Source organism: Methanocaldococcus jannaschii DSM 2661 (genome assembly GCF_000091665.1).
Classification (GTDB): Archaea; AGJL01; Methanococci; order Methanococcales; family Methanocaldococcaceae; genus Methanocaldococcus; species Methanocaldococcus jannaschii.
Map to the genome: position 1 here is coordinate 1,347,648 of NC_000909.1, position 23,926 is coordinate 1,371,573.

Consider the following 23,926-nt stretch of genomic DNA (forward strand, 5'->3'; position numbering starts at 1 on the left):
CTACCTATACATTACTTTACTTTTGAACAGTGTTAAAAATTTCAATGGGATAATATGAAATCCTATTTAAAGAATATTTCAATATTTGTATTCACTATTTTATTGCTTTCAAACGTGAGTTTAGGTTTAAATGTATCAACAACAAACAACAACAGTAATTTTGAATTAAATAATTCATTGATATATAAGTTAAACAATTCCTTAACAAACACCACTAATAATAGTGGTAGCATAATAATCAATAATACAACAGATACAAACAAAGAAAAAAATGAGTGTTATTTAAACATTACTATTAATGGTTATAGAGTTATAGTAAAAACTAATGGAGAAGTTTTTGGATTTGCAAATAAAACGCCCTTAAAGTTTATCAAAATAGGTGATAACGAATATATAATCTCTCCAATAGTTTTAAATGTTCCAATAGAAATTTACTCAAAATTCAATGATAAAATATTACATAGAACAGTTATTTTAAATTACACAAAACCAGAAAAAGAAAAAAAAGAAACAAACATAAAAAAAGAAGAATTACATTATCTAAATGTCTCATTCAACAATTTTAAGTTGATTGTTAAAACAAATGGGAAACCCTATGCTAAATATTTAGACCTCAATATAAAAGTTAAGACTAAAAAAATAAAAAAACATGAATACTTGGTATATCCTCTAATTCTAAATAAAACAATCATTATTTATGCAAAATTCAAAAATGAGACATTGAATAGAACAATATTTTTAAATTACTCTATCGAGGAAAATACGACAACGAATAAAACCGTTATATTGAAAAACGTTTATTTCCCATCAGAAAAAATAGTTATAAAAACAAATTTTAAGCCACATACTGCATATATTGTAACCCCTAACAATAAAATAATACATCTAAAAGTTCATAAAAAAGGGAAGTTTTATATCTTATCCACAAAACTAAAAAAGAATGTTATATTAGGAAATTACTCAGTAGTTGTTGATGGGATTAAAAAAACCTTTGCTGTAGATTATTACAAAATTAATGCAAAATTGATAGATAATAGATTTATCGTTGGAAACGTATCCTACTATGTTAAAGAACCGAAGTTTATAACTTGCATTGTAGATAAAAAAGAAATTAATATTTCACTAATAAATGGGGCCTTTGAAATTCCTTTAGATTATTTAATACCCAAGTTAAATATCTCAAAACCAGAAAAAATTAAAAAAATAATTTTAATTTGTGGAAATGCAAAAGAAAAGATAAAAGTTAAATTCAAAAATAAAGAAGAAATTAAAAAGCTAATTTCCTATGACCCAGTCAATAAGGAGATAATTATTAAACTTGAAGGTAGTGAAAAAGAGATTAAGAAGTTATTGAAAAGATACGAAAAAAGAAAAAAATACAAGATTTCAAAAATAGTAAAGATTTACAATTATAGTATTGTAGAAATCAAACTTAAAGCAGATAAAGAAATTCTAAAAGATTACAACTTACCTGAAAATATTCTAAATACAACTGAGATAGTGAAAAAAATAAGCAGTAATAAAATTAGAGTTGAAGTTAATAATAAAGTAGATGGGGTTTGGTATAGATTCAGCTGTAAGATTCCAAAAGGTTATAGGGTTAAAGAAATTGTTGGAGATGATGGAAGAGTAATAAGAAATAACATTTCAATAAATAGATTAACAGGAGAGGTTATTGGAGAAGTAAGATGGTATATTGAAAATAACACACTATACTTCTACGACGATCCTATTTATGGATATGATATATCTTTAATTCCTCCAGCTCCAAATCATTCAATAGCTGTTGAATTATCTTATAATGGGCAAGATTATGGTGGTTGTGGGCAGATTTCAGCAATTGTCTTTCCATATAATAAGGAGGATGATGAAACTACCGTGGCTACTTATGACCATGCAGGGAGGACTGGAGATTACAATTATGCAAATAATATTGATGCTTACGCTGGTTCAAAAATAGCGATAAAATATACAAGTGGAGCATTAACAAGACAGTATGGGGTTTTAGGAACTGCAGGTAGTTTGGGATGGTGGACATATTATTACCTATCTGAAATAAATAGGACAGATATTCCTTTAAATACCGTTCCAAATGGGATTTTAGAGAGTGTAATTATAACAGATATGTATGCTCCTTGGAATAATAATGAGCTAAATATTACTCAAAAGGTTATTATTAGAGGAAATAATAAATGGTTTGCTACCATATACTACATAAAAAATCCAACCACAAAAACATATACAAATTTAAAGTTTTTCCAAGGGATGGATTGGAATTTTAGAGGAAGCTGGTGGGGAGATGATGCATACTATAATAGTATTGATGATGTTGTGTATGGCTACGATTCTAACGCACCTGTTGGGGATATACAATACGGAGGTTTTAAATCAAATATCCCAAGTTACGAACATGATGTTAATTTGTACTGGAGTACGTGGTCTGATATTAGATATGATAATTTAAATAATGATTCATCATATGAGGGTGATGCAGGGACAGCATTAGCATGGACTAAAGATTCATTAAAACCTGGCGAAATTTGGGTAGTGCCAATAATTTGGGGGTTAGGTTATAACTATACAGACATGATGAACGAAATAAATATGGGTTTAAGCCAGTTATATGATACTGGAGTTAAAAGTATAGATTACCCAAACAATGGAGACAGCTTTAACCCAAATATTGGCCCAATAATATACATAAATTCAACAATTGCCTTATATGGATTGGTAGATGCATACAACTTGAATGTGTCAATTAATATAACACAGATAAATGGAACTTATATTTATACAAACTCAACTTTAATAAACCTCTCAGTTCCTTATGAAGAAGAAAAACTCGTGAGCTTTCCAGTAAACATCTCAAATATGCCTTATGGAGCCTACAATATAACAATAAAGACAAATCTTCCAAATGACCAGAATACATCAAACGATGAAAAAAGCATTATAATCTATATAACATCATTTTCAGTCCAACCAAATTATCAGGAAAAGACTGGAAATGTTGGAGAAGAGATATTTTACAATATAACATTATATAACTTTGGAGTTGGAGGAAGATTTGATATAAATATAACCTACTTAACGAAAGGATGGACAACGAAAATATACAACAACTCCATTTTAATAGCTGAAGATGCCAATGGGGATGGAATCTGGGATTATATAAACCCAAATTATGATTTAAACTCAAATAATTTGCCAGATATCTATGTGCCAACTGGAGAGATAAATTTAACTGTCTCAAAGACAATTCCTTCAACAGCCCCATTAGGAGAGATTGATACAACTACATTAAAATTTGTTAATATAAATAATCCATCAATATTTGGAAAAACAACATTCCAGACATCAACACCATATCCTCCTTCAGTTCAAAAAACTTTCTATTTACATGGAGATACTTTAAGAACTCTAAATACTTCAATACCTACAACAATTAACAACTACACAACAATTAATAGCAATTCATTAGCTTCATGGATACAATATCCAAGATTCGCAGACAACTTTACAGTTGTAGGAAAAATTCCAATTTTGCTTTATATAAATGACCCAAACGTTATATTTGGAACTGAAATGCATAAAATTGTTGTTTCGTTAATGGCCACAAATGGAATTGATTCCTTTACTTTAGGAAGTGATGTTGAGTATCTATACTTAGATGATACTATAAAATCTTACATTTTCAATATAACCTTAGATTCAATAATTACAATACCCAAAAACTACTATTTGGTTTTGAGAGTGGAAAATCAAATATCTTCTAACTCAATAAACATCTATCATAATTCAACATATCCATCCAATATAACGCTAAACACTACGACTTATGTTAATGTTTATAACATATTTTCAGATAAAAACGTTTATCTTCCAAATGAAAATGTTACAATATTTGCAAATATTACAGACCCTATTGGTTCTTACGATATAAGCGGGGCAAATATAACTGTGTATTATCCAAACGGTAGTGTATATATCAACTCTTCAATGCTACTACAGGAAATAGATAAAAACTCCCCATCACTTTGGAAGCTCTATAATTACTCATTTAGCCTCCCAGAGTCAGGAAAATATCTTATTACAATAACTGGAATCGAATCTAATGGTGTAATTTCGAAGAAAAACTATACCATATACTGCGGATATGAAATTCAGGGCTATGTAAAAGAGGACTTTGGAACCCTTGGAAAAGAAGATAGTGAAGATAAAGGAATTTATGGGGTTAATGTATCTCTACTTGAAGACAGCAATAATGATGGTATTCCAGATATTGGAGATACCATAGTAAATTCAACAACAACAGATATTTTTGGTCATTATTCCTTCTTAGTTTATAACTCCTCAAAAACTTACTTTGTGGTAGTGAATTCAAGAACTGTAGGAACTACAAGAGGTTTAAACCCTCAATATAGCAAAAATGACATCTGGGCTGAAGAAACATATCAAACAGTATATACTCCAATAAACTCTTCTCAATGGATTGCCAACGGAAATGCTTCAATATTCCCAGATAAGCTTCTATTAACAACAGATGATTATGGTGAAGCAGGTAGTGTTTGGTATTACAAGCCGGTTAATCTATCTGAGGATTTGGTTGTTGAGTTTTATGCGTATTTGGGAGACAATCCTGATGGAGCAGATGGTATAACCTTTACCTTGCAATCGTTGGGAACTAACGAATTAGGTGGAACTGGAGGAGATTTGGGTTATGGTGGAATTTCTCCGAGTGTAGCGGTTGAAGTTGATACTTGGCTCAACGATTTTGATGCTCCAGCAACAACCGACCATATTGCAATAGATGTTAACGGCAACATAAACCACACTTACAACTCCTTAACTTACCCAACACCAAACCCTTACGATTTAGGTAATGTTGAGGATGGAAGAGAACACTTAATAAAAATCGTATGGAATGCAACAACAAAAACACTCCAAGTATATTTCGATGGCAATTTATCATTAACATGGAATAAGGATATAACCCAAATTATAGGAAACTCAGCTTACTTCGGATTCACAGGAGGAACGGGAGGAGCAAAAAATCTCCAGTATGTTAAGCCAATATACGTAAAAAATGGGGATGGGTATATAATAAATCCAACTTATGGAGTAGTTGAGATGTTTGGAGGAAGAGACCCTAATGAAGAAGATAATTGGGAAGATGGAAAATATGAACACTACTGTTTGATAAATCTAAATTCATATAGTGGGAAAAATATAACATTTGGATTCAGCTTTGATGTAATAACAAATACGAAATCTACGGGGCAGGGTAGTTTTTCCCAATTTATAAAAAATGCAAATGCAATTTATGGGAAAGATGAGAGTTATTTCAGAATACCAAATATCGACGCAAAGAATGGAAATCACTACATTTATACAAGTGGAAATAAAATATTAGACAATTTGACTATTGTCAATGGTTCAACTCAGATTAATGGAACCATCATTTTATCAGGATTACAATGGATAGCTAACGGTAACGCATACATAAATAATTCAAATAATCTAACTTTGATACTAACGCCTGATGACTACAACCAAAAAGGTAGTGTTTGGTATTACAAGCCGGTTAATCTATCTGAGGATTTGGTTGTTGAGTTTTATGCGTATTTGGGAGACAATCCTGATGGAGCAGATGGTATAACCTTTACCTTGCAATCGTTGGGGACTAACGAATTAGGTGGAACTGGAGGAGATTTGGGTTATGGTGGAATTTCTCCGAGTGTAGCGGTGGAGGTTGATACTTGGCTTAACGATTTTGACAGCCCAGCAACAACCGACCATATTGCAATAGATGTTGATGGGAACTTAAATCACACTTACAACTCCTTAACTTACTCAACACCAAACCCATACGATTTAGGTAATGTTGAGGATGGAAGAGAACACTTAATAAAAATCGTATGGAATGCAACAACAAAAACACTCCAAGTATATTTCGATGGCAATTTAGCATTAACATGGAATAAAGACATAACCCAAATTATAGGAAACTCAACTTATTTCGGATTCACAGGAGGAACAGGAGGAGCAAAAAACCTACAATACGTTAAGCCAACATATGTGAAAAATGGGGATAATGTTTTAAATCTCGAAGAAATATCTCCAAATCCAATTATTGACAATGTGGGGGCTGATACATACATTGGAAATATATTCTTTGAAAATGTCAGTGTTGGAATATTAGGAAATGAAACTGGGCTAAATAATTTAACATTAAAGAGTTGTGGAATTTATGGAAAAATATTAAATGCAGGGGTTAAGTTAGTTGATTATGATTGGAGTTTGCAGAATTATCCATTGTATATTGACAATTTAACAATAAACGCCTCTGGAGGATATGGAATTTCAATGTTGAACAAAATATGGGCTATGTTGTATAACTCTCAAATATCTTTAAAAAACGGTGTAGGGATTTATTGGGCAAACTGGGCTGGTGGTTTTGGAAACATAACAATCTATAATATAACTATAAGCTCATGTAATCAAGGATTGGTTTTATATAAAGATGGAAATGGAATAAAACTAATAAACTCTCAGATTAAGAATTCCGTTTATGAGGGAGTGTATTCAAAGAACTCAACTTTAGAAATACTTAACTCTTCAATAATTAATAACTCTATTGGAATCTATGCAAATATATCAAGCATATTGGTGAATAATTCCCTTATATATAAAAATAGATATGAAGGTTTATTATTAGAGAATTCATCCTCCTCAATATTGAATTCAAATATAATGAACAATAGCATAGGAATATATTTAAAAGAAAACTACATCTCAAAAATTCAAAAATCGAATATTTCATATAATGCCTATGGAATTGAAATAGTTAATTCATCTAACGTATATATAAATTCATCAAATATATTTAATGCAAGCACAGATGGAATTGCAATATTTAATGGAGAAAATGTAAGTGTTGAAAACTCTCTATTGTATAATAACAATTACTCAATACTCTCTTATGGTAATTTATCAAACCTCAGTGTGTTGAATTCATTATTAAGAGATTCAATAAACAACAGTATTGATATTGAAGTCCCTTCTGATGGATTTTTGAATAATTTAAAACTTTATAACTCAAGTGTATTAAACAGCGGAAGCTATGGGTTGTTTATCTATTCGTTGGGAAGTGCTTCAAATGTAAATATATCCAAATCACTAATAAACGGCTCCTACAAAGATGGAATTTACATCTATGGAGTAAATGCTATAAACATAGTTAATAATAACATAACCAATAACGGTTTGATTGGAGGAGACCCAGCAGGAAGTGGAATAAAAATCAGTGGAAACTATACCAAGGGAGTTTTAATTTTAAATAACAATATATCTCACAACTTGGGTAATGGTATTTCTTTAGAAGGGTTGTGGAGCAGAACATTATGTGATGTTAAAGTTGAAAACAACATAATTTCAAATAATGGTATTGAAGAAAATAGCGGTAATGGAATATACATAGGAGGAAGAGTTGAGAATGTCTCTATATTTAATAACACGATTCAATACAGCGATGCTCAGGCAATTTTAATTCAAGAGGCAAATGGATGGAATTCTTGGGATTGGATTGGAACAAATATATCCATTATAAACAACACAATTCAATACAATGGATTAACTGTCACAATAGGAAATATAACCGCAGGAATAACTGTTGGGGCTTATGGAGTTTATAATCAAGATAATGGATATATAATAATAGAGGGTAATAAAATAATAAACAACAATCTCTGTCCAAATCCAACTTATGGTGGAAAAGTTGGAGGAATTGAGGTTTATGGGTTAAATGAGAGTTGGATTAGCTTAGAATTTAATATCTCAAAGAATATCATAGCAAACAACTCTGCCTATGGAATTTTAATAGGGGCAAGCAAAGACATCAACATAATTAATAACACAATCTTCAACAATGAAAAGGGAATTACAATTCCAAACTGGGATTTTGTTCCTTACAATATAATAATCTCCAAAAACTCAATTTACAACAACTCTCTACTCGGAATTGACTTAGATGATGATAATGTAACTCTAAATGATGGGCTATTGAACTATAATGAAGCAAATCATGGTATTGACTATCCAATAATTACCTATGCTGAGTTAAACGGAGATAACTTAACAGTTAAAGGATACATTGGAAATGGAACTGGCAGTTCAAACTTTGCAAATGCGGTAGTTGAGATTTATTTAGTTAAAAATTTAAGTGGCGGAGATAATTTAATAGGAAATAATATTTCTTCAGATGGCACTGTATTGAATGATACCTATGGAGAAAGTTGGATTTATTTGGGAAGTTTGATTGCTGATAGTAATGGATTTTTCAGTGGAACAATAAATGTTTCTGGAAAAGGGGTTGGAGATGAATCTTTACTAACTGCAACAGCAACGATAAAAGGTATTGGAACATCAGAATTTGGAAGAAACTATCTCTTAATTAAAAAGTTCTTCAACATAACTGGAACTATAGTAATGCTTCCAAACGGCTACAACATAACAATAAAATCATATAATACAACAAGAGATGTTTATGTTTATTGGTATAAGCCAGATAATATTGAAGTAATCAATATTTCAGGGGATTATGATGAAAATGGAACCTATGGAAACACCTACTGGTTTAAATTTAATGTGATAAATGCAAATGAGACAATGAACATATCAATAACAACCAATATAACAACAGTTGAGGGACTTATTATCGGTATTGACCCAAAAAAATAATTCGTCAAAAAATTGTTCTATAAATCTTAAATACTTTAAAAAATAAAACCTAATAATTGGGGACCATGAGATCGGTATATTTAATTATTATTATTATACTATTTTTTGCATTTATTTCTTTAAGTTTTGGGGAAATATATGAGTATAGGGGGGTTGTATTTTATCCAAATGGTTCTCAAACAGTTGATGTATCTAAGTTACATATAGATTATGAAAATCCCGATGCTTTTAGCATCTATATATCTTATAGAAACTCCTCCTTTTATCTTCCATATTCAAAAAATATAACTCTTAATCTCCCCCCAAAAAAATTTAACATATCCATAACTATATCTGCAAGTAGAATCAGCAGAGATGAATGGAGGGTATATTATAAAATAATCAATAACTATCCCTACAGTATCTTATTTAACATATCTTTTCCAGGAGGATTTAACATTAAAAATGCATCAGTCTTAGTTCCTGCCAAGTCCTATAAAATAATAACTTTATCAAAAATACAAAATTCAAATATTTTATATTTCGGAGATAGCAATATAAGTTTTGAAGTACCCGCTAAATTGATGATAAGATATTCTCTGCCAATACCATTTTCCATAATAAAGTCAAATAAAATTTTAAGTAATGGTTCTATTGAATGGACAGCTATTTATATAATAAAAAATGATAAGAATGTCTCTTTAAATGTAAATGCAAGCTATTGGGCTGTTGTTAATAATACAAAAATAGATTTTGGTAATTATTCCTATATTATAGAACCTAATGAGAATGTATCACAGTCATTTAATATCACTTCAGATTATGTTCCTATTTTTTATCTTAAATTTTATGCATGGCGAGATGTTTATGAAACTATAAAAATAAAACCAGCAATTAAGGTTGATAATTCATACATTATTGGAATAGGAAAAGTTGAAGGTTTAAGTTTTAACATTCCATATTATAACTATATGGAAAGAGAAATAAAAAAGAAAAAAGAAGAAAAGGAAAACGAAGAGTCATCTAAAACTATAAACCAAATGCAGAGACATAAAAAAGAAGAGAAGTCACAGACTCAGGAGACAAAAAAACCTTCTAAAAATGAGATGAATAAACAAGAGAAAGAAAGAAAGTACCCACTAATAATTGAAGAAAAATTTAAAAAAGTAGCTGCTGCTATAGCCACAGTTACAACTACTTCAATAACTGCTATGTTGATTCCTCCAATATTTAGGAGACGTTCATATATTGTTGATAAAGGGATTTTCTCAATTAAAGACCTTGAACTACTAAGTGGCACAGTATATGTTCCAGAGGGTTGTAAGTTAGGAAATATATTACCTGGAGGTATAACTATTATTAAACTTACTGATGTAGAAAAAGACCTTGCAAGGGACTTACATGAAATTTATGATATTCCTCTAAATTCAGCAAAAGCCATTATACTGGGTGTTAAGTATGGAGGTAGAGTATTTTTAAGTGATAAAAAGGCGTATGATGTGGCAGTTGAAATAGGACTTGAAGCATATCTTTTTTAAATAGAGGTGAAGTATGTGGTAGAAGAAAACAATAAAGAAATATTAATAAAATTGAAGAAAATTAGAAAAATGCAAAGGAGAAGAACGCTCATTGGTTCATTTTTAGTCTCAACATCCATAATAATTTCTGAAATTTCAGTGTTTATATTTGTTGGTGTTTTTAATATAGACATAAGCTTTGGATTGTTATTATTGTTTATTTCGTTAATTTTTTTATCGTTAGGGCTCTATTTAATCATGTATCCTCCACCTATAGTCATAGATTAGTGAAATCATGAAAAAGGACACTTTATTACTTATAATTTTAATCTTATTTTGCATCGTTCATGTTTATGGTATTTATGTACATATTTATGGTATTAATGTTAGCTTAGAAAATGTTAGTCAATACCTTTACAACACTACGGTTTATCTTTCTTATGAGAATGGAACTCCATGTTTTTATATTGGAGAGAAAAAAGAATTCGTGATTATTCCTCCATATATAAAAGTTGATAGAGACATAGCTCCTTTAATTAAAAAACTAAGATTTAAAATAGAGAATAAAAGTTATAACCTTATCATTACAAAGAAAAATGTAAATACAAACAAGATGGCTATTATTTTTACTTCAATAAATGGTTCGAGAGAAGTTAATGGCAATAAGACAATTATCTGGATAAAAGACCCACTCAAATTAAAACAATCAGAGGTTGAGGCATTATATGAATTACCAGAAAAAGGAGAGGTTATAGCAAGATATAAAGACGGAAAACCAGCGGCGATAAAGATAAATAATAAAATATATGTTGGTTTTAAGCCAGATGAGGATGTTTTAGCTAATCTTATTTATATACATATAGTTAAGAAAACATCAAATCCTCTGCCCTATATACTTTTTACTGTTTTCTTAACTCTTGCATCTTTAATGCTAACTTTTCAAGAAACCCTAAAAAAGAAGTTTTTGGAGCTAATATCTGCACTAGCATCAGTAAAAGTATTTATCCTCTCTCGTATAAATCTTCTTGATGAAGAAAAAGTCCTTCTAAATGACACAAGAAGAGAAATTTACAATTATATTTTAGACAATCCTGGATGTCATTTAAGAGAACTTTCTAAAAACCTAAATAAACCAGTATCAACACTTACGTGGCATTTAAGAATATTAGAAAAAGCAAATCTAATTAAAAGTAAAAAATTTGGTAATCGATTAATTTACTATCCAGCAGATATGGATATGAGGGATTTGCCACTGTTATATTTAAAAAATGAAACGCAAAAAAGCATATTTGAATATTTATTAAAAAGTCCTGCTCATTTAAGAAAGATTGCTAAAGATTTGAATTTGAATGTTGAAACTGTAAGGTATAATTTAAAAAAACTGGAAAATCTTGGAATTGTAAAATCTAAAGAAGAGGGAAACAGAATAGTATATTATATAAATGAATCTATCTTAAAGTTTCATAAATAAAGTTATATTTCTTATATTTTTCCAAGTTATTTAAAATTTCCTGTAAAATGTTGTCTAATTGATTTAAACAATCTTCAAAGCTTTTTTCATTAACTACTACAAAATCAGCCAATGCAATAGCATGTCCAATACTAAATCCTAACTCCCTCAAGTCCCTCTCTACAAATACTTCCCAGTTTGCTGAATCATCTTCCCTTCCTCTTTTTTTCAATCTCTCAAATCTTGTTAATGGAGAAGAGTGAATGGCTATTAAAACCAAAGGTTTATGTTTTCTAAAATAATTAACCTCATATAAGCTCCTTATACCTTCAACAATAACTATTTCTTTATCTTTTAAATTTTCTTCTATATATTTTAGACATGCAACTGCAATTGCCTCATTTCCAAACTCCTCTCTTAGCTTTATAGCTGTATTTCCAACATTTTCTGGAGTTAATTCTAAGCCTCTTTTTTTTGTTTCATATCTAACAACGTCTCCCATGGAAACTATTGGTAGATTATATTTTTTAGCAATTTCATAAGCTGAGCTTTTTCCCGCTCCTGGCATTCCTGTAATACCTATCAACAGCATGGTTTCACACTACGTTACATTGCTTAAGGATTTTTCAGCAACATTGGAACTTTGATTTATAACATCCATATTTGCATTTCTTGTTTCGATAGCTGTCTTTATCAAATAGTATGAAACAATTATTGCTGAGAGAACAACAACCATAACTAACAAAGAAAATTCTAAAGAAATTTGTCCTTTATTGGATTTTATAAATTTCATTATAAATTTCATAATATCCCCAAAAAAGTTTTACTAAATTTACTAATAAGTTATTATAAAGTTATAATTATTTATAACTTATTTTATTCATAGCTTTATTTGAATGTTTATTTGAACGGTGATTTATAATGCTTATTGTTAGGAAGCCAAAAAAGAAAAAAGATGAGATAGAAATTGTTAAAGTAGGTGGAAAAATAGAAGATGGGATAGAAGTTAAAAATAATCAGAAGATATTTGCAAATTACAAAAAAGTTGGAGATAAATACAAATTATACAGATGTAGAGTAGGAGATAAGTTAATTCAGCCGTCTAAGGTTTTGGAGTTGTTAAAATCTGACAAAATATTTATATTAAAAGAAAATGAGGAAGAAATAGAAGAAGTTTTAAAATCATACAATTTAAAGTTTGATTATATAGAACTCTGCCCATTCTGTTTATTAAAAAATATCTACAAAAGATTGACAAGAAATAATAGATGTAGATATGGAAATTTAGAAATATGTATAAACTGCGGGATTAATGAAATCAAAGAGGAAGTAAAAATTAGCGAAGAATTTATAGAGAAATTTTTAAAGAGATTTAAAGATGTTGATAAAGTTCTATCTTTGTTGAGAATAAGAAATCCATTGGATAAGCCGGAATTAACAAGATATGATATTATAACAGGTAGTGAAGAAGATAAGATTGAAAATTATAAGATAGATGAGTTAGATATTCCAGAAGAACTTAAAGAGATAATAAAGAGTAGGGGGATTGAAGAGCTTTTGCCTGTTCAAACACTATCCGTTAAAGCTGGTTTGTTAAACGGAGATGATTTATTAATTATTTCAGCAACTTCATCTGGAAAAACTTTAATTGGTGAGTTAGCAGGAATTAAAAATTTAATTAAAACTGGAAAAAAGTTTCTATTTTTAGTTCCTTTAGTTGCCTTAGCAAATCAAAAATACTTAGAATTTAAAGAAAGATATGAAAAATTAGGTTTTAAAGTTAGTTTAAGAGTTGGATTAGGTAGGATTGGAAAGAAAGTTGATGTTGAGACATCGTTAGATGCTGATATTATCGTTGGGACTTACGAAGGAATTGATTATTTAATTAGAACTAAAAGATTAAAAGATATTGGAACAGTGGTTATTGATGAAATCCACTCTTTGAATTTAGAGGAGAGAGGAGCAAGATTGGATGGTTTAATTGGTAGGCTGAGGTTTTTATTTAAAGAGGCACAAAAAATATATTTATCAGCAACAATTGGAAATCCAAAGGAATTGGCTAAACAACTAAATGCCAAATTAGTTTTATATAATGGAAGGCCAGTTCCTTTAGAGAGACATATAATTTTCTGCAAAAATGACTTTGCCAAACTAAATATTATCAAAGAAATTGTTAAAAGAGAATGGCAGAACATTTCAAAATTTGGATATAGAGGGCAGTGCTTAATATTTACTTACTCAAGAAAGAGAGCAGAGTATTTAGCTAAAGCTTTAAAATCTAAAGGAATTAAAGCAGAGTTCTATCATGGAGGTATGGAATATATAAAAAGAAGGAAAGTTGAAGATGATTTCGCAAATCAAAAAATTCAGTGCGTTGTTACAACTGCCGCTTTATCTGCAGGGGTTGATTTTCCAGCATCAACTGTTATCTTAGAGAGTTTAGCTATGGGGGCTGATTGGTTAAATCCTGCTGAATTCCAGCAAATGTGTGGGAGGGCTGGAAGAAAGGGGATGCATGAAATTGGGAAGGTCTATCTTTTGGTGGAAATAGGGAAGAAATATCATGCAAAGATGGAAAATACTGAGGATGAAGTGGCATTTAAATTATTAAACGCAGTTCCTGAAGATGTTAAAGTTGAATATAATGAGGATGAGGAGGAAGAGCAGATATTAGCTACAATCTCAGCTGGAATAACTAACAGATACGATATAGATAGAGTTCCTTATATTGGAAGGGCATTTTCTTTGAACAAAATTTTGAGTAATTTAGAGAGTTATGGAATGATAAAAGCTAATAATGATGTGAAATTAACAAATTATGGAAGTGCAGTTGCTATTTCATTTTTATATCCAAAGGTTGCTGAAAAAATTAAAGAGGGGATTATTGAGAATAAAGAGATTATAAAACTAATTACTGAAATTATGCCCTTTGAAAACGTCTATTTATCAAACAATTTAAAAATAAAGCTTTCAAAAATTTTGAATATAAATGTTCCTTCAAGGTTTTTTGATGCTTTGGAAGTTATTAGGGAGGGGATGGAAAAAATTAAGGATAAGAAGTTAAAGGAGGATTTAACTTTAATTATTATGGAATTTGAGGGAGTTGAAGTTGAAGAAAAAATTTTAGAGATGATTATTAATCTAAGGATTTCTGGAAAAACTCCTGGACAGATATCAAAGACATTATATGAAGAGTTTAAAATACAAACGTACTCTGGAGATATTTACTATTACTTAGAGCAGTTATTAAATCTTTTAGACGCTACAGAGAGAATAGCGAGGATATTTAACAAGAGATATGCCGAGAAAGTTAAAGAACTAAAAGAGAAAATTGAAAATCCAAAATAGATAATATTTGGATACATGATTTTATAATAACACATATAAAAATTTTTTATTTTTTAATAAAAATGTTTATTTAGCTTTTATTTTTGATTTAGAGGTTGTTAAATCAGCGATTTCACCCAATTATAGAACATTATGAAGCTTTTTACTCAACTAACAACCGTATCGAATTTACCATTACTTGGAAATCTATTTAAAACCTCTTTAATCTTATGATAATAAATTCTAATCGATTCGTGACTTATATCTTCGAATTTGGAGGGGGATAAACCACTTTCCTCAATGATAATCCGAGGTAGTATAAAAGCCCTGCTAAGATTTTAACCTCTATCGATTCCTATTCCTTTTAAAAAGCTTCCTCTCTACGATTCTCTCCTTTATAACTTCTATCATGAGCCTCATATTTTATTATTTTTTATCAATATTTAATAAAAACTTAACTTGACAATCTCTTCTATCACCTTTAGAAAAAGTAATATAATTTTAAGGTTGTTTTGAAATTCTAATTATTTTTTAATCCAAAAAGAAATATTTTATTGCATATATTTTATTACATATTAGCAGTTAAAGGTTATTTTATATTTAAATCTTTAAAACTATTTAGATAAAAAAAAGAAAGAAAAAAGGTGAGAATTTATAACCTATCTTTTAATACAATATTGACATCAACTTGTTTATATACTCCTTGGTCGGAAACAACTTTTACAGGGATTTTAACAGTTGTTTCTCCACTTGGCTCTTCTTGGAAACCCATACTTGAACCAAAGAAGAAGAATATTTCTTTTGAAACTTTTTCTCCTTTATGTAATGTTCCAACATCCCATTCTGAAGTATAGAACTTAGCATCGATTGGTGTTTTGTATTTGTAAAATGCTTGAGCAGTGTTCCATCCAATGAATTTTGTAGCTGTTAATGTATTTGTCCAGCTTGAATATGAACCATTAACCGCACATGCATACCACATATTGTTGAATCCTCCTGCATACAACCTCATACTTTGGACATCATTTTGTGAATATGGCCATTTCTTAGCAGTTGTAACTGATAAATCTTTACTACCATCTACTGCTGCAACTCCAGTAACTGAGTTTGGAGCTAATATGTAGTATACACTTGTATAGTTGTTTCCATCATCTCCAGTCCATGTAGCATCTGGGTATATTCCAGTTCTATTTAATATACCTTTAAATGGAGTCCCATCATTTGTGCATAATAAATATGCATCATAGTTTTGTCCGTTGTAGTTTAATGTAATCTTTTTGAGTGTTAAACCAGCAACTTCTGTGGCTCCGTCACTTTCTATTTTTACATTTGTTAATGTCGAATCATAGTAGTTTTCTAAAGTTAATGGAACTGGAACGATTAATCTTTCATCATATGAGCCATAATCTGTTGTAGTCAAGTGAGAGAGTTTGTAATCTGGAGTAGGATATGTTAAATCCAAATCTCCTTCAACATCAATTTCTTTTGGAACTCCAACACCTATGGCTCCTGCAGCGTAGGTTATTGTGGATGTTGTTCCTTCTAATGCTGACTGAGTACTTTGCTGGCTGTTATTAAATAATCCACTTCCCCATGCGTAGAATACTGCTCCTACGACTATTGTAACTCCTAACACGATTAATAAGGCTAAGATTGGAGAGATTGCTTTTTTGTTCTTCATCCATTCAAACATATTACATCACCTCGTTCTTTCCTCGGGTATCCTATTACAGGAGACCGTCATTGGAATTAAATATTACTTTATATATTATTAAACTTTCTTTAATGTAGGTGGTTATGTATATACGAATTTCGTCTATATAAAATTTTCTATATAATTCATAAAGAAAATTTTAAATATGAAAATTTAACTAACAGTATGATTTTTATATGAAAAAATATTTATTTTTCATAAATTTTATTTTTTTCAGAATTTGAAAAGAGATTTTTATATTAAATTTGAATTTATGGATGTATATAAATAAAAAAGAAAAAATTAGAAAATCTACTCATCATCATAGACCGTAAATTTAACTTTAACTTCTTTAGTTACTCCTTCGTTAGATACAACTTTTAACGGAACTTCAAATGTCACATATCCATCATTTGTAGATCCTTTGTAGTTTGGCAAGTATAATGTATTGAAGAATAAGTAGGTTTTTACAGTTTTTTCTGAGTTCTTTGGTAATGTTCCTACAACATATTCTGGGTTGTTGAATAGTTTATCTAAGTATGTTGCAGAACTGCAGAACCATTGTGCAACCAATGTTCCACTTCCAAATCCTGGTTTTAATTCTTCTCCAGTAGCTGTGTATAACTTAACATTACTACAGTATGTTCCATAATATGGCCATGAAGTCTCTACAAGTGGAGCTACTCCAGTTGTTGTATTAACTGCATCCCAGCTGGAGTCTGATGTTGCACCAACTGAAGAAGCCAATTTTCCATAGGTGTCTCTTGTCTGATTCCATGCAATTACATACCCATTACTAACTTCAAACATTCCTGATTTATTTACGTATCCAACGAACAATGTTCCATCTTTCTTCAACAATTGATAGTTGTCATTTAGGTGTAACCAGAATGCATAGAACTTTGCAGATATATCTTCAAAGGCATTTGTGTAAGTTCCACCCATATCAACTATTTTTGGGATTCCTCCTACAACTTTAACTCCAGTTAATTTATAATCTTGTGTGTCAATAGTTACTGGAATTTCCACAATAAATCTTTCGTCATAGAATACTGTGCCGTATGTTGAATTATAACATCCATTTGAAGTAGATGGCTTTGCAATTTTTCCGTTACCATTTGGATAGCCTAACCATGAATCACTATCATCAGCATCTTGGTATCTTATTTTGTCAATACATGTTGCTGCAACCCTAATTGCCCCAGCATCATAAAACATATTTGTTGCAGTCCCTTCAACTGCTGCCTGTGTCTTTTCTTGGCTGTTTCCGAATAAATTACTTCCCCATGCGTAGAATACTGCTCCTACGACTATTGTAACTCCTAACACGATTAATAAGGCTAAGATTGGAGAGATTGCTTTTTTATTCTTTAACCAGTCCATCATCTTCCCACCTCTACTACTTCCCTCAAGTATCCCACCATGGGAGACCGTCATCGGGAGTAATAATTTTATATATTTTTTATTAATTTGTGTAGGTTATTATGTATATTATATTACTTATGCAGTATATCATGCCAAAATAATATATAAATCTTACGATTTTTTAAAAAATATTATTACTCAAATATTAATTTTTAAACAAATAATGATAAAAGATATTTTAAAATATTTTAAAGTTTTCTTTAATATTGTTAGGAAAATAGAGCCAAATTAAACATTCACATTTCTTAATACGTAACTGCTGTTAAACTTTAAATATTAAATGTGATATAATATCAATCATCAAAATTTCTGTTAAAAGGTGAGATTAATGTTAAACGAACCAGTAAAAGAGATAATGACAAAAGATGTAGTTACAGTAACACCTGATACACCTGTCTCAAAGGCATTAGGAATTATGGAAGAGAACGGATTTCATCATTTAATAGTTGTTGATAAAAAAGACGGTAAGGAAGAATATTACTTAATAAGCATGAGAGATTTGTTGTTGGCATCATCAACAGATGAAGAAGTTAGGTCGTTAATGTATAAAGCACACTGCGTACATGAAGATACTCCATTTTTGGATGCTGTATGTGAGATGTTGGATAGTGGGCAGAGAGCAGCTCCAATAGTTAATAATGTAGGAAAAATGGTAGGAATTATAACTGACTATGATATAATGGCAAGAGCTGCAAAATCAAAAATAATGAAAGATACAAAGGTTACAAAGATAATGACAAGGAATGTTATTACAATAAACGAAAATGACTCAATTGGTAAAGCGAGAGCTTTGATGAGAGACAATAACATCGGTAGATTGGTTGTTGTAGATGATGAAGGAAACCCAGTTGGAATGGTTACTGAAGTCGATATATTAAAAAAGGTCTTTAAACCTAAGAAAAAGATGACTGCTGGAGAATTTAAAGGAGAAAAAGTTCCAAGAATGGGACAGCCAGTTAGATTAATTATGAACACTCCATTAATAACAGTCGATGTTGATGCAAGTGCTGCAGATGCTGCAAGAGTTATGCAAGAATATGATATTAGAGGAGTCCCAGTTGTTAAAGGAAAATCATTGAGGGGAATTGTCACAAGATTGGATATTATTAAATATATTGCTGATTTAAAGAAAGGGGCAATGATTGAAATTGAATTACACGGTATGTTAGACCCAGAATTTAAAGACCTTGCTGAAAGAATTATTGCAACAGAAGTTAAAAAGATGGTTAAACATGCAGGAAAGATTCATTGGATAAAAATAACAATCAAAAAAGAGAGAGATAAAGGAGGAGTTCCTTATTATAGAATAACAACTTATGTTAAGACACCAAATAAATTATATGTTGGGGAGGGTAGGCCAAAAGCATCATTACCAAACAAATTAGAGGCTGAAGGTGAAGATATAGCTTATGTTTCAGAACATGAAAGATGGGAGTTTATTGATGTTTTAAAAGAGTCATTAGAATCAGTATTGAGGCAGTTAGAAGCTGATTATGATAAATATCATCCAAAACATGCTGGTAAAGTAGTTAAAGGACAGTTCCCTGAAGAATTTAATCCAGAAGAGTTTAAGAAAGAGGAATAATTCCTTTTAATTTTAATAATATATTTTTTATTATTTTATTATTATTTTTGGTGAAGTTTATGCCTACAACTTATGAAATTATTATTTACGGTAGAATCCAGCATGTTGGATTTAGAGAAAGGATTGAAAACTTGGGACATGCCTTAGGAATTGATGGAATTGTGTATAACTATGAAGATGGGACTGTTCGAATTTTGGCAAATTTTCCAAGTGAAAGAAAAAAGAAATTATTCAAGGATAAAACTAATTTTTGGAGAGTTAGAAAATGTAAATAAAAAATTAGAGGTATTGAATGAGATAAAAGAAACACAAATAAAAATGCTAAAAATATTAGAGAAAATTGAACAAAAGCTTTAAATTTTAAGTGATTCCTATGGAGGAGTTAAAAGTTAAAAAAATTACAAATGGGACTGTAATTGACCATATAGATGCTGGAAAGGCATTAATGGTTTTTAAGGTTTTAAATGTCCCAAAAGAGACATCTGTGATGATAGCCATTAATGTCCCATCAAAAAAGAAAGGAAAGAAAGATATTTTAAAAATTGAAGGAATTGAATTAAAAAAGGAGGATGTTGATAAAATATCTTTAATTTCTCCAGATGTAACTATCAACATCATTAGAAACGGAAAAGTTGTTGAAAAACTTAAACCACAAATTCCAGATGAGATAGAAGGGACATTAAAATGCACAAATCCAAATTGCATAACAAATAAAGAAAAAGTTAGAGGAAAATTTAAAATAGAAAGTAAAAACCCATTAAAAATTAGATGCTATTATTGTGAGAAGTTTTTAAATGAAGTAATTTTTGAATGAATAATTTAAAAGTGGTATTATGGAATTAAAAGGAAGAAGTATTTCAAAGCATAGAGGCAAAGCCTCTATTGCTATACTCCAGAGCGGGGTTGCCAGAGGCAACCCCACTTTCTATCTGGGGAGTATCCCAATAGAGGGGCAAAGCCCTTCTATAGTGAGGATACCTCTTAACACTCCCCTTGCTAACGCTCGGAGGTGTAAATTTTCTTATGATTGAGGGATTATTATGGAACTAAAAGGAAGAAGTATATCAAAAGGTATTATTGAAGGCATAGCAATCGTTTCTAAAAAACCATTCTCTTTTTTAGGAGGAGTTGATGAAGAGGGCAACATTATAGATAAAGATAGCGATTTATATGGACAATCATTGAAAGGAAAAATCTTTGTATTTCCTTATGGTAGGGGGAGTACTGTTGGCTCCTATGTTATTTATGGTTTAGCAAAGAGAGGGATTTTAAAGGGTATAGTTAATAAAGAATGTGAGCCAATAGTTGCCACTGGGGCTATTTTAGGAGGAATTCCTTTAGTTGATAAAATAGATATTGAGGAGATAAAAACTGGAGATAGGATTGTTGTTGATGGAAATACAGGAGTGGTGAAAATTTTAAATAAATGAAAATAAAAATCATTCTTTTATTAGAAGATTTATTTTAATTTTATTTTATCGATAAATCTATTAAAAACTTTTTTGGTGATAATTATGAGTAGAGAAGCTAATCCATTCAAAAAAATGCCAACAATATTGATGCCTGATGAATTGATGGCTAAAGCCTTAAGAAGAGGAGAAAAAGTAGCAAATGAGATGAGACAGAAAGAATTACCTTGGTTACTAAAAGCGAGGTTTGTGGAGGAGCATAAGGTAAGAACTATTGCTTCAGTTGTTGCAGATAACTTACAAAAGGTTATAGATAAAACGCCTCCAGTAAGAAAACTTCCTAAGTTTTATCAGGAGATGGTTGAGGTCTTGGTAGGGATAGATGATTTTAAAAAGTCGATGGGAGCATTTAAATGGGCTTCTGAATTGGTCAGAAAATTAGGAAATGAATATGCAAGAAAAATTAGAAAGGCAAGAACTCCACAACAGGCAGGAAAGTTAAGAAAGGAATTTGTTGGTAGAGTTAAATCTATATTGGAGCAGATTCATCCAGAGATGGCATTTGTTGCAGTGGCAAGAGAGAAATTAAAAGATTTACCAACATTTAAGGATTTGCCAACAGTAGTTATAGCTGGTTATCCAAACGTTGGTAAATCAACACTATTGAAAAAACTCACTGGAGCTGATGTTGAAATAAACAGCTATCCCTTCACAACTAAGGGAATAAATGTTGGTTATATAGGAGAGATTCAGATGGTCGATACTCCTGGACTGTTGGATAGGCCTCTGTATGAGAGGAATGATATTGAGTTACAGGCAATTTTAGCTCTAAATTATTTAGCTAATTTGATTTTATTTATAATAGATGCCAGTGAATTTTGTGGTTATACAATAGAAGAGCAAATAAATCTATTAAAAGAGATAAAAGATTTGTTTAAAGCTCCTATTGTTGTGGCTATAAATAAAATTGATTTGGTAGATGAGGAGAGAGTTAAAGAGATTGAAGAAAAATTAAAAGAGGTTGGAATAGAAGAAATATTAAAAATCTCTGCTGATAAAGATATTGGATTGGATGAGTTAAAAGAAAGGCTTAAAAAAATTGCTATAAAAGAATTTTTAAAGGATAAAGATGCGGAAAATAAAGAATTGGAATGTTAAATTATTCATTCTCAATTTCATTTATTAAGTTTAAAGAGTCTATATCTCCATATTTATTGGCAATATCTTTAATTTTTTCAAGAACTTTTGGTTTTTTGTTGGTTAGTTTTTTTAATTCTCTGCAGTATTTTATTATATCTTTATAACCTACTTCTAAGAATCTGCTTTTGAATCTTGAAAGTTCATAAGCTAAAAGTCCTCTTAAGACATCATCGTTTGAGAATAAAAAGACAGGATGAATCCAGATTATTATTCTTTCGTCATCTTTTTCTACAAAATTTTCTATTTTATTCACATCCATAAATACATCAATATAGACAGAAATTTCTTCTTCAACTTCAACATCTTCCAACAGCTCTTCAAGAATCTCGTTCATCTTTGTGTCAAACTCTATAATTTTTTCATCTAATTCATCATCTTCTAACTCCATCCATTTTAATACTCTCTCTTTAAACTCTATGGTTGTATTATTTGATGGGTAGATTATTGAGTATTCATTTGCTTCAAACTTATATTCCTTACTTACCCTTGAAGATAAGTTAATTATCATTAAACCCTCATCTAAGTTCTTTAAATTTATACTTTTTAATTTGTATTTTCTCATCTCTACATCAAAATCTTTTAAATTTTCAAAGTCATCTAAGTTTCTAATATATGCCTTCTCTCCGTTTTTTCCTTTTAGATAGAATCCTTTAAATTCAATATCTGCTAAATCTCCTCTAATTATATCCTTTGAAAATTCATCTAAGTTTCTGTAAATATCTAATAAAATTTTTTGAGCTAATTCTTTTGCTTTCATTGTTTCCACCTATTAAAAATTCAGATTATAATTAATAGTAAAATTTAATTTTGGATAAATATAAATTTTAGTATTATGTAGTTACTCTTGATAATTATTATCCACCCTCTCTCAAATACCATCCCTTATCTTTTATATTCTTAATTATCTTTCCGTCAAAGAGTCCAATACCTAAAAACTCTCTATTTTTATTAAAAACAGCAATTCTTCCAAAACCTTTAACTTCTATTATTGATTCTTTAAAGATATCCCTTCCATATAAAAATAATGCTTCAGCTTTTTCATTTACAATTGCATAATTATTTATTATATTGGGAGATATTAATGTAAAGCCCTCTAAGGATAAGCGAAATTTTCTCTTAATCTCACCAAATACATTACCTACTGAAAATATGTCTTGAAACATATTTAATTTTTTTATTGTTTCTATATTTGTATAACAAACTGTTAGCCATTTTCCTTCCAAAACTATTAGATTTTCATATTTAAAGCTTTTGACAAAATCCTTATCAGTATATTTACTTAACTCTTCCTCAATTAAATTAATTTCAGCATTTTTTAATTTTCTTACTTTCATAGTTTCACTAAAGGAGAAGTTAATTTCCTTAGCATCTATATGTATTATTTAATATATAAATTGTGAAAGCTCTATTAAAAAATAAACTAATATAAATATTTAGATTTACAATATCAACATTTTAATAAAAAGAGATTTCCACTTGTTTTGAACCCTTTGAGAGGTTTAATTCTAATAACAGACAATATTGGATTTATAAAAGTTTCCATTCCGAATCGGTCTGATTTTAATCTAAATAATCAAATTAACAAACCCTTAGAAATTAAAT

The 23,926-nt window shown here is 29.9% G+C and carries 15 protein-coding genes and 2 pseudogenes; 10 read left to right on the forward strand and 7 right to left on the reverse strand.

The features are described 5' to 3' along the window. Positions 1-54: 54 nt before the first annotated feature. The 4 genes from MJ_RS07460 to MJ_RS07475 all read left to right on the forward strand — a co-directional run bounded on the left by MJ_RS07460 (position 55) and on the right by MJ_RS07475 (position 11,706). Positions 55-8,739, forward strand: coding sequence for a lectin-like domain-containing protein (locus MJ_RS07460; protein WP_010870913.1), 8,685 nt, complete (start codon positions 55-57; stop codon positions 8,737-8,739). Positions 8,740-8,804: 65 nt separating this feature from the next. Continuing rightward, positions 8,805-10,256, forward strand: coding sequence for a hypothetical protein (locus tag MJ_RS07465; RefSeq protein WP_064496816.1), 1,452 nt, complete (start codon positions 8,805-8,807; stop codon positions 10,254-10,256). A 15-nt stretch (positions 10,257-10,271) separates the two neighbouring features. Beyond that, on the forward strand, positions 10,272-10,523 hold the full coding sequence (locus tag MJ_RS07470) for a hypothetical protein (protein WP_244409405.1): 252 nt from the start codon (positions 10,272-10,274) through the stop codon (positions 10,521-10,523). Positions 10,524-10,530: 7 nt separating this feature from the next. After that, on the forward strand, positions 10,531-11,706 hold the full coding sequence (locus tag MJ_RS07475; protein ID WP_010870915.1) for a winged helix-turn-helix transcriptional regulator: 1,176 nt from the start codon (positions 10,531-10,533) through the stop codon (positions 11,704-11,706). Here MJ_RS07475 and MJ_RS07480 read toward each other — a convergent pair. Next, a complete protein-coding gene (locus MJ_RS07480; RefSeq protein WP_010870916.1) occupies positions 11,684-12,277 on the reverse strand; it encodes an AAA family ATPase in 594 nt (197 codons plus the stop codon). The genes MJ_RS07475 and MJ_RS07480 overlap by 23 nt on opposite strands. Before the next feature lie 9 nt (positions 12,278-12,286). After that, positions 12,287-12,490: a class III signal peptide-containing protein gene (locus tag MJ_RS07485; protein WP_010870917.1), complete on the reverse strand. Its 204-nt coding sequence runs from the start codon at positions 12,488-12,490 to the stop codon at positions 12,287-12,289. A gap of 116 nt (positions 12,491-12,606) precedes the next feature. Between MJ_RS07485 and MJ_RS07490 the strand changes: the two genes are divergently transcribed. Then, complete coding sequence (locus MJ_RS07490) at positions 12,607-15,033, forward strand: DUF5814 domain-containing protein (protein WP_010870918.1); 2,427 nt, start codon at positions 12,607-12,609, stop codon at positions 15,031-15,033. 188 nt (positions 15,034-15,221) lie between these two features. Here the strand turns inward: MJ_RS07490 and MJ_RS09370 are convergent. The 3 genes and pseudogenes from MJ_RS09370 to MJ_RS07500 all read right to left on the reverse strand — a co-directional run. After that, positions 15,222-15,432 (reverse strand): annotated as a pseudogene (locus MJ_RS09370) (IS6 family transposase); the annotation flags it as partial. 232 nt (positions 15,433-15,664) lie between these two features. Further along, positions 15,665-16,705, reverse strand: a complete 1,041-nt coding sequence (locus tag MJ_RS07495; RefSeq protein WP_010870919.1) for an archaellin/type IV pilin N-terminal domain-containing protein — start codon at positions 16,703-16,705, stop codon at positions 15,665-15,667. A 312-nt stretch (positions 16,706-17,017) separates the two neighbouring features. Continuing rightward, positions 17,018-18,091, reverse strand: a complete 1,074-nt coding sequence (locus MJ_RS07500; RefSeq protein ID WP_244409407.1) for an archaellin/type IV pilin N-terminal domain-containing protein — start codon at positions 18,089-18,091, stop codon at positions 17,018-17,020. Positions 18,092-18,458: 367 nt separating this feature from the next. Here MJ_RS07500 and MJ_RS07505 point away from each other — a divergent pair, with 367 nt between their 5' ends. From MJ_RS07505 to MJ_RS07530, 5 genes and pseudogenes are all read left to right on the forward strand, one after another. Then, the gene (locus tag MJ_RS07505) at positions 18,459-19,715 is read left to right on the forward strand and encodes a CBS domain-containing protein (RefSeq protein ID WP_064496817.1); all 1,257 of its coding nucleotides are present in this window, start codon (positions 18,459-18,461) and stop codon (positions 19,713-19,715) included. Positions 19,716-19,774: 59 nt separating this feature from the next. Continuing rightward, positions 19,775-19,951 (forward strand): annotated as a pseudogene (locus tag MJ_RS07510) (acylphosphatase); the annotation flags it as partial. A 137-nt stretch (positions 19,952-20,088) separates the two neighbouring features. Continuing rightward, positions 20,089-20,529: an aspartate carbamoyltransferase regulatory subunit gene (gene pyrI / locus MJ_RS07515; RefSeq protein WP_064496818.1), complete on the forward strand. Its 441-nt coding sequence runs from the start codon at positions 20,089-20,091 to the stop codon at positions 20,527-20,529. 226 nt (positions 20,530-20,755) lie between these two features. Continuing rightward, positions 20,756-21,145 (forward strand): DUF126 domain-containing protein, encoded by a 390-nt coding sequence (locus MJ_RS07525; RefSeq protein ID WP_010870924.1) that lies wholly within the window; start codon positions 20,756-20,758, stop codon positions 21,143-21,145. Positions 21,146-21,229: 84 nt separating this feature from the next. Beyond that, positions 21,230-22,282, forward strand: coding sequence for an NOG1 family protein (locus MJ_RS07530; protein ID WP_010870925.1), 1,053 nt, complete (start codon positions 21,230-21,232; stop codon positions 22,280-22,282). Between the two features lies 1 nt (position 22,283). Here the strand turns inward: MJ_RS07530 and MJ_RS07535 are convergent, their stop codons facing one another. Together MJ_RS07535 and MJ_RS07540 are read right to left on the reverse strand one after the other, a co-directional pair. Beyond that, positions 22,284-23,081, reverse strand: coding sequence for a hypothetical protein (locus tag MJ_RS07535; RefSeq protein WP_064496820.1), 798 nt, complete (start codon positions 23,079-23,081; stop codon positions 22,284-22,286). A 97-nt stretch (positions 23,082-23,178) separates the two neighbouring features. Continuing rightward, positions 23,179-23,658, reverse strand: coding sequence for a PUA domain-containing protein (locus MJ_RS07540; protein ID WP_010870927.1), 480 nt, complete (start codon positions 23,656-23,658; stop codon positions 23,179-23,181). Positions 23,659-23,926: the final 268 nt, after the last annotated feature.

Coding starts and splice junctions, on each gene's coding strand:
- MJ_RS07460 (WP_010870913.1), top strand. CDS start 55: ATGAAATCCTATTTAAAGAATATTTCAATATTTGTATTCACTATTTTA.
- MJ_RS07465 (WP_064496816.1), top strand. CDS start 8,805: ATGAGATCGGTATATTTAATTATTATTATTATACTATTTTTTGCATTT.
- MJ_RS07475 (WP_010870915.1), top strand. CDS start 10,531: ATGAAAAAGGACACTTTATTACTTATAATTTTAATCTTATTTTGCATC.
- MJ_RS07480 (WP_010870916.1), bottom strand. CDS start 12,277: ATGCTGTTGATAGGTATTACAGGAATGCCAGGAGCGGGAAAAAGCTCA.
- MJ_RS07485 (WP_010870917.1), bottom strand. CDS start 12,490: ATGAAATTTATAATGAAATTTATAAAATCCAATAAAGGACAAATTTCT.
- MJ_RS07490 (WP_010870918.1), top strand. CDS start 12,607: ATGCTTATTGTTAGGAAGCCAAAAAAGAAAAAAGATGAGATAGAAATT.
- MJ_RS07495 (WP_010870919.1), bottom strand. CDS start 16,705: ATGTTTGAATGGATGAAGAACAAAAAAGCAATCTCTCCAATCTTAGCC.
- MJ_RS07500 (WP_244409407.1), bottom strand. CDS start 18,091: ATGATGGACTGGTTAAAGAATAAAAAAGCAATCTCTCCAATCTTAGCC.
- MJ_RS07505 (WP_064496817.1), top strand. CDS start 18,459: ATGTTAAACGAACCAGTAAAAGAGATAATGACAAAAGATGTAGTTACA.
- pyrI (WP_064496818.1), top strand. CDS start 20,089: ATGGAGGAGTTAAAAGTTAAAAAAATTACAAATGGGACTGTAATTGAC.
- MJ_RS07525 (WP_010870924.1), top strand. CDS start 20,756: ATGGAACTAAAAGGAAGAAGTATATCAAAAGGTATTATTGAAGGCATA.
- MJ_RS07530 (WP_010870925.1), top strand. CDS start 21,230: ATGAGTAGAGAAGCTAATCCATTCAAAAAAATGCCAACAATATTGATG.
- MJ_RS07535 (WP_064496820.1), bottom strand. CDS start 23,081: ATGAAAGCAAAAGAATTAGCTCAAAAAATTTTATTAGATATTTACAGA.
- MJ_RS07540 (WP_010870927.1), bottom strand. CDS start 23,658: ATGAAAGTAAGAAAATTAAAAAATGCTGAAATTAATTTAATTGAGGAA.